At 62.3% G+C, this 7,043-nt stretch carries 6 protein-coding genes and 1 pseudogene; 4 read left to right on the forward strand and 3 right to left on the reverse strand.

Annotated features, from left to right (window positions below; all coding sequences use genetic code 11):
* Positions 1-147: 147 nt before the first annotated feature.
* On the forward strand, positions 148-1,521 hold the full coding sequence (locus tag C7450_RS29890; protein WP_110378148.1) for a pyridoxal phosphate-dependent decarboxylase family protein: 1,374 nt from the start codon (positions 148-150) through the stop codon (positions 1,519-1,521).
* A 628-nt stretch (positions 1,522-2,149) separates the two neighbouring features.
* Here the strand turns inward: C7450_RS29890 and C7450_RS29900 are convergent.
* Positions 2,150-3,166 carry a DUF4118 domain-containing protein gene (locus C7450_RS29900; RefSeq protein ID WP_170147517.1) on the reverse strand — a complete coding sequence of 339 codons (1,017 nt, stop codon included), beginning with the start codon at positions 3,164-3,166 and terminating at the stop codon, positions 2,150-2,152.
* 107 nt (positions 3,167-3,273) lie between these two features.
* Here C7450_RS29900 and C7450_RS29905 point away from each other — a divergent pair.
* Positions 3,274-4,124 (forward strand): annotated as a pseudogene (locus C7450_RS29905) (IS3 family transposase); the annotation flags it as partial.
* Here C7450_RS29905 and C7450_RS35035 read toward each other — a convergent pair.
* Both C7450_RS35035 and C7450_RS29910 read right to left on the reverse strand, forming a co-directional pair.
* The gene (locus C7450_RS35035; RefSeq protein ID WP_342588562.1) at positions 4,124-4,447 is read right to left on the reverse strand and encodes a tyrosine-type recombinase/integrase; all 324 of its coding nucleotides are present in this window, start codon (positions 4,445-4,447) and stop codon (positions 4,124-4,126) included. The pseudogene C7450_RS29905 and the gene C7450_RS35035 sit on opposite strands and share 1 nt — an antisense overlap.
* Entirely contained in the window at positions 4,444-5,094 is a 651-nt protein-coding gene (locus C7450_RS29910) for a tyrosine-type recombinase/integrase (protein ID WP_342588563.1), read from the reverse strand. The genes C7450_RS35035 and C7450_RS29910 overlap by 4 nt, the downstream gene beginning before the upstream one ends.
* 295 nt (positions 5,095-5,389) lie before the next feature.
* On the opposite strand from C7450_RS29910, the gene C7450_RS29915 reads away from it, so the two are divergent.
* Both C7450_RS29915 and C7450_RS34815 read left to right on the forward strand, forming a co-directional pair.
* A complete protein-coding gene (locus C7450_RS29915) occupies positions 5,390-5,710 on the forward strand; it encodes a hypothetical protein (protein ID WP_110378151.1) in 321 nt (106 codons plus the stop codon).
* A gap of 1,097 nt (positions 5,711-6,807) precedes the next feature.
* A partial coding sequence (locus tag C7450_RS34815; protein WP_170147493.1) for a leucine zipper domain-containing protein occupies positions 6,808-7,043 on the forward strand: 236 nt, incomplete at its 3' end.

The raw sequence follows: 7,043 nt of genomic DNA on the forward strand, positions 1-7,043 counted from the left end.
GCAAACTGGATCGCGGCAAGCCGCCGTCCCGATGGCGAAGCCGATTTTAGACGCGCACGGTCGGTGGTAGGATCAAAGGCAAGCGGATGAGCTTTTGTACCCCCGGCATAATTGCCTGGGTTCATGCGCTTTGGAGGGGATCACGGCATGCGCGCGCTGGAGACATCCGATCGCGAATTGGTTGCCCTCATGACGGAGGCAATGAGGCTCGCCGGAGCGTACTGGACGTCACTGGACGAACGGCCATCCTATCCGTCGACCAGCGGGGCGGAGACGGCGCGCCTGTTCGATCGTCCCTGGATGGACGAAGGCCGGGGCGGGGACGTTCTGAACGACTTCAGGGCGATGGCCGAGCACGTTCGTCCCTGCACGGGTCGTTTTTTCGGTTACGTCGCGGGCTCTGGCGAGCCGGTCGGCGCTGTCGGCGACTTTCTGGCGTCGGTTCTCAACCAGAACAGCACATCCTGGCGTTCGGCACCCGCCGCGGTCACCATCGAGCGTGCGGTCGTCGGCTGGCTCGCCGATGCAATCGGATGCGACGGCTTTGCGGGACAGCTCTGCGGGGGCGGTTCGATGGCCAACCTCATGGCCTTGGCGATCGCCCGCGAGACCCTCTCGCCGGCCAACGAGGACGGCGCGCGACCGGGGGTCGTCTACGCGTCCGAACATGTGCATATGTCGGTTCCCAAGGCGGTTGCGCTCTTGGGGCTTGGCCGCAGCAATCTTCGCCTTGTTCCCGCGGATGCGGATTTTCGCTTGCGCATCGATGCACTCGAGGCGGCCATCGACAGCGATCGGCGGTTGGGGAAGATGCCCCTGGCGATCGTGGCCAACGGCGGAACGGTGGCCACCGGCGCCGTCGATCCCTTGCGTGAACTTGCGGACATCGCCGCGGCCGAAGGTCTTTGGCTCCACGTCGACGGCGCGTTTGGTGTTCCGGCCGCGATGGCGGTGCCGGAGAAGTTCGCGGGACTGAACCGGGCGAACTCGATTTCCCTCGATGCGCACAAATGGCTTTACCAGCCCATCGACTGCAGCTGTCTGCTTTATCGCGATCGTGATGCGGCACGAAAGACCTTCTCCCATAGCGGCGATTACGTCAGGATTTTCAACGAGGACCCCAGCGAAACATTCGCTTTCTTCGAGGAGTCGATCGAGCTGACCCGCCGTTTTCGCGCACTCAAGCTCTGGATGTCACTCCAATACCATGGACGAAACGCGTATCGCGAGGCGATCTCCCGTGATCTCCAGCATGCACAGAGGCTCGCGGATGCGATACAGGCGCTGCCGGATCTGGAATTGCTCGCTCCCGTGCCGCTCAGTGCTGTCTGCTTTCGTCATCGCACAGGGAACAACGAGGCTATTCTCCAGCGTGTAGTCGCACGGGGCCGCGTCTACCTGTCGAATGCCACGATCAAGGGCGATTTTGCCCTGCGCGCCTGTTTCGTCAATCACCGGACAAGACCGGAGGATGTGGACGAGATCGTCTCCGAAGTCATGGCCGCCGCAGATGAAGTATAGTCAGTGATCCGCAATGAGCATGCGGACCACCCACGATCTGTGCGGGGAATCACGCCGTGAACTGAATGAAAACATCGGCAGAGCGCACGGTTGAGAAAGCCAATCGTCCCAACTGGCAAAAAGCACGGGGCCCTTGGCAACGGCAGGGAGAAGAGTTGCCAAATTGGCGACTCTGAAAAATCCGACCGTTTCACGACGGATACGGCAGACAAAACAGGTCGATTGGTCAACGACCGACGCCGCTTATGCGGCTCGACCTGCGCCGCACGGGATTGATCAGGCCCGAGAAACGGGCCGGAGCATGTCTTTGGTGAATTTACGGGAGGCGCTCTGCGGCGCGTCGCGCAAGCCGGGAGCGTTGAGCCCGCAGAGGCAGCGACCATGCGCCTCCACGCCGCTGGTGAGGCGGGCATCGAGCCGCTTCGCCCAGCACAAGATGACAGCAAAAATCCTCAACATGGTGTTCACTCTGATGCACCCTGGTCGGTATGACCGGCTGCACGAGAGAATTTGGGACTGCGCCCATAGGTTATCTATTGGGGATGCTGCTTGCCGGCATAAGAACGTCGTAGTGGAAACGACCGCGGCGCTGCAACCGCCGACCCGGGCCGGCGTAGGCATTGGGCCGTCATTGGTTCGGAGACGCGAGGTAGGCGCCCACAATTTCGATGAACCGTTCTGGATCGGGAGGCCGCTCGAAGGGTGAGCTCTCGAAGTCCACGCCCAACACATATCGACGACCGGCCCCGTTGGCGACGGGCCAGAAGTCGAACGTCGAGTCGTCGTTGGGGTAGGTCTCTCCCCGCAAATGCATATGGGCATTCAAGGCGTTCTCCGCCGCCTTGGCCTCAACCTCGGAGACCACAGCACCGCCGGTGGTGGCTTCCTGGCGGAGCCGTCCGTCCGTCTCCGAGAAGATCACCGCAGGCGCTGCAAAGATACGGCTCAGCGCAGTCGCTGCCGCCTCGACCACCTCCTTCTGCGGCCGATCCTCAATGATTGTATGGGCCAGGGCCTGGAGCGCCTGGGCCTGGTCTGCCGCGCGACGCGCGTCGAGCGCGCGCCGCCGGGACTCCGCCGCCACGGTGCTCACGATGGCGGAGGTCGCCAACAGAAGCAGGGCCGCGCCTATCTCGGACGGCTCGGTCATCTGAAGGGTGAAGTAGGGCTGCGTGAAGAAGAAATCGAATGCCAGAACGCTCGCCACGACGGTGACCACCGACGGTCCCCAGCCCAAGCTGGTCGCCGCCACAACGACCGGAATGACGAAGATAAGCGTGAGCGTGGGGGCGGTGACCACACGATCGGCGATGAATGCAAAAAAGGTCGCGACCGCTACCAGCAACAGCGCGACGCCATATTGAGCCAGCGCTGGCAGCCGCCGCGCACTCGCGGCGGGAAGATCACTTGTCGAACTCAACGGCGTCAAAATCGACACCCGGCTCTCATTGGCTGCATTTGGCATAGAACGCTCCATCGCCAGCCGACCCATCCGAGCATACGGCAGGTCGCATAAAAAATCGATGTTGGGATGCCTGAGAGCGGCCTTGAGCGGCTGGGGAGCGTAGGCAAAGGGCAGGAAGTCGCCGATCTGGCTTTGGGGATGGCCGGCGACGATGCGGGGAGATGACGTCGCCGAGATCAAGACAGGAATGGAAGTCGCCGACCTCTTGCTCTGCCCCCTGAGAAGTGGATCGTTTGAAGCTGGAGTTTTCCGCTGGATTTTCCCGGCAGGGAGAGGAGCGGAGCAGCATGAAGGCATCGAAGTTCACCGAGGCGCAGAAGGCGTTCATCCTGAAGCAGGGCGAGGGAGGTACGCCGGTTGCGGAGATCTGCCGCAAGGCGGGAATCAGCCAGGCGACCTATTTCAACTGGAAGAAGCGGTATGGCAGCCTGCTGCCTGACGAGATGCGGCGGTTGAAGTCCCTGGAAGACGAGAATGCGCGGCTGAAGAAGATCGTGGCGGACCTGACGCTGGACCGCGAGATGCTGCAGGACGTCATCCGGCGAAAGCTCTGAGGCCTGCCCGGAAGCGCAAGCTTGTCGACGGGATGCTGGTCGATTGGGGCGTATCGATCCGCCGGGCCTGCCAGGCTCTTCGGTTCGACACCTCGAGCTACCACTACAAGTCCCGCCGCACCGGACAGGCCGGTCTCGAACGAAGGATCAAGGAGATATGCGAGACGCGAGTTCGCTACGGCTACCGGCGCGTGCACGTATTGCTGCGCCGGGAGGGCTGGCAAGTGAACATCAAGAAGACCCGCAGGATTTACAATGAGTTGGGCTTGCAGCTGAGGAACAAGCATCCGAAGCGCCGGGTGAAGGCGAAGCTCCGTGAGGATCGCCAGGAGGCGGCCGGGCCGAACGAGGTCTGGGCGATGGATTTCGTCCATGACCAGCTTGCCCTGGGCCGGAAGCTGCGGATTCTGACGATCGTCGACACACATTCGCGCTACTGCCCGACGGCTGATCCGCGGTTTGCCTACCGCGGGGAGGACGTCGTGCAGACGCCGGAACGGGTGTGTCGTCAGCTCGGCTATCCGCAGACGATCCGGGTCGACAATGACAGCGAGTTTATCAGCCGCGACCTCGATCTGTGGGCCTAGCCAAGCCGCCGAAGGGCGGCATTGAGCGTGTTCTCGGAGATCGGGCGGCGGACCGTTCTGACGGACGGAAAGACGAGCTTGCCGTTGCCTGTAGCCTTTTGCAGTTCTGTCAGCGTTGTCACGGCTTGCGTCGGCAACGGAACGCGATGAGGCCGGCGCATCTTCATGCGCTTTTCCGGCACGGTCCAGATTGCCTTTGCGAGATCGAACTCAGACCATTCGGCCATGCGAAGTTCGCCTGGCCGCGGAAACAGCACTGCCATCAACTTGAGAGCTGCGTGTGTGGCCGGTTGGCCCTCAAAGCCGTCGATGGCCCTCAATAGGGCTCCAAGGGCGTTTTCCTCGGGATTGCTGCTCTCGGCTTAACCTTGGGCGTGGTGAGGGCACCCTGTAGGGCGAAGGTGGGATCATTATCCGCACGCGCGGTCGCGATCGCATAACGAAACACGCTCCCGATGGTGGAGCGGAGGCGCCGGGCGGTCTCGTGTCGGCCTCGCGCTTCCACCTTGCGCAATGCGGCCAACAATTCAGCCGCTGAGATCTCCTTGATCGGACGGGTGCCGAGGGCGGGGCGGGCAAAATCCAGTAGCCATGTCACCTTTGTGATGGTTGCTTCCGCCTTACCCTCACGGGCGAGCTTGGCAAGGTACTCGTCAGCGAGCACGCCGAAGGTGCTCGCTGACTGAGACGCCTTGGTGATTCTTTCGAGCTTCGCCTGGTCGCCCGGGTCAGTGCCCGCTACCAACAACCTCTTCGCTTCATCTCTGGCCTTGCGCGCATCCGCAAGCGTCACGATGGGGTAAGCACCGAAAGCGAGTTGCTTTTGCTTGCCCTCGTAACGATAGGCGAGGCGCCAAAGCCGCCCTCCTGCCGGAGTGACGAGAAGGTGAAGCCCGCCTCTATCTGAGAGTTTGACGGGCTTAGAGCCGGGCTTTGCTGATCTGATTGCGTCGTCTGTAAGCGCCATCTGTTGGCATCCGGATTTGTTGGCATTCGCCGGTGCCATGGAGTGTGCCAACAAATCGCCCGGCTGCCAACAGACGCTAATGGACGTCGGGAACCATATCAAAGGCCTGAAGCCCTTGATTTCTGACCGTTTTTGGATGTTGGTGCACGTTTATGGAAAGGGAAATGGTGCCCGGGGGCGGGTTGCCCGAAGATGATAGCGACAAATACTTACCGCGCAGTGGGACAGCGTTTTGGCTCATCTTAACATTACGCTTTTTGATCGATCTGTCCCACCGATCAATTGGATTCCCATCATGGGAACCGAACCGATTCCGCAGGGCAATGCCCTCGCAACATGGACACACGCCATGAAGGTCGAAGACCTTTCCTTGAATCCCAATCCGCAGCCGACGCGTTCCGGCGCCCGAGTCCTCGCAACCTTCTCCCTCCGCACTGGCGAGATGCTGGTACGCGACTTTATGTATGCGGAGCTGCCAAGCGGAACGCGGACCCTCTGGTCGCCGAAATCGCGGAGAACCGAGCATCCGCTGATCACCCTCACACAGGAAGCCCGTTACCAAGTGCTGGACGCGATCGCAGGTCATCTGGCGGACCTGCGGAGGCTGGCCGCGTGAGTGAATCCGCACCTCCGCTCTCTCTCGACGAAATCGCCGGCCGAATCGGTGGCCAGGTTCATGGATCATTTATCATCGGCGCCCAGGTGCTGGGACAGGGAGTCAACGTCCGCTGGTCGCCGCAAGGTCATCTTAATGTCTACGCGGAAGGTGCTGCCCGGTACCATTCAGGCGATCTCCGCACGGCAACCCTCATCGCCTTGGGACTGCCCGTCGCCGAGAACGACAACGACCCCCACGCGCCTCGCGACCTGCCTGTGCTACCGCGAATGCACCCGGCGCCATGGACACCGGAGGCCGCCGGTGGGCTTCTCGGAGAAGTCGCAACGTGGGTAACATCAACCGCTATCATCCCGGTGCCAGAGCTATCCTTGGCCGCCGCGCTGGCCCTGCTCGCGGGTCTGTGTGGCGACAGGGTGCTCGCCCCGACCGAGGCCGGCGTGAACGTGTTCATGACCACCCTCCTGGCCACAGCCGGCGGCAAGGGACATCCTCCTCGCGCAGCTCGTGAGCTCGGCGACGCCACCGGCAAGCTCGGCGCTGTGTCGAATGGCGACCCCACGTCATACGCCGCGCTTGAACGGATCCTGCGCCGCAGGCCGTCGACAGTCATCGTTCTGGACGAGTTCGGGCTCGTGCTTCAGGACATCAATGCGCGGCATCGTTCGGCGCCGGCCGCATCGATCCGGAAGTTTTTGCTGGCGATTTACGACCAGGCGAACAGTCGGTTTGACGGTCGTGCATATGCATCGGCCGAGACGAAAGGCGACGACTCGCCGCTCGAGGGACCAGCCTTGACCGTCCTGGGCATGACTACGCCGGGGACTCTGTATGAGGGCCTTTCTGAAGCCTCGATAACTGATGGGTTCATCAACAGGTTCGTTTTCTTCAGTGCCGGCCCTGCGGCAATCGTAAGGCCGCCGTCCCTGGAGAGACGGGCGAGACCGCCTCAACAACTCGTCGATCTTCTCAAAGATGCGATCGACAGCCTTCCGCGACTGGACGGCCTAGCTGTCGAAGCTATGAAGGTTGTTCATCCGGGGCCGGGATGTGAGGCTGGGGTTGCGAAGCCAACCAACCCTGACCGGAGCGCCCGGATGAACATGCATGAGAATGCGCGGATGACCGTTCACGGTCGAGTCCTTCTGGTGAATCGGATCGTGGCAGGGGGCTGGCGCGTCGCGGATGCTGCGCGAGCGGCCGGGATTTCCGAGCGCACGGCCTACAAGTGGCTGGCCCGGTTCCGGGCGGGCGGCGAGCGGATGCTGCACGACAGGAGCTCGGCGCCCGGCCGGATGCCGCATGCGACACCGGTCGCGACGATCGAGGCCGT

Origin of the sequence: Chelatococcus asaccharovorans, assembly GCF_003201475.1 — a bacterium.
Lineage (GTDB): Bacteria > Pseudomonadota > Alphaproteobacteria > Rhizobiales > Beijerinckiaceae > Chelatococcus > Chelatococcus asaccharovorans.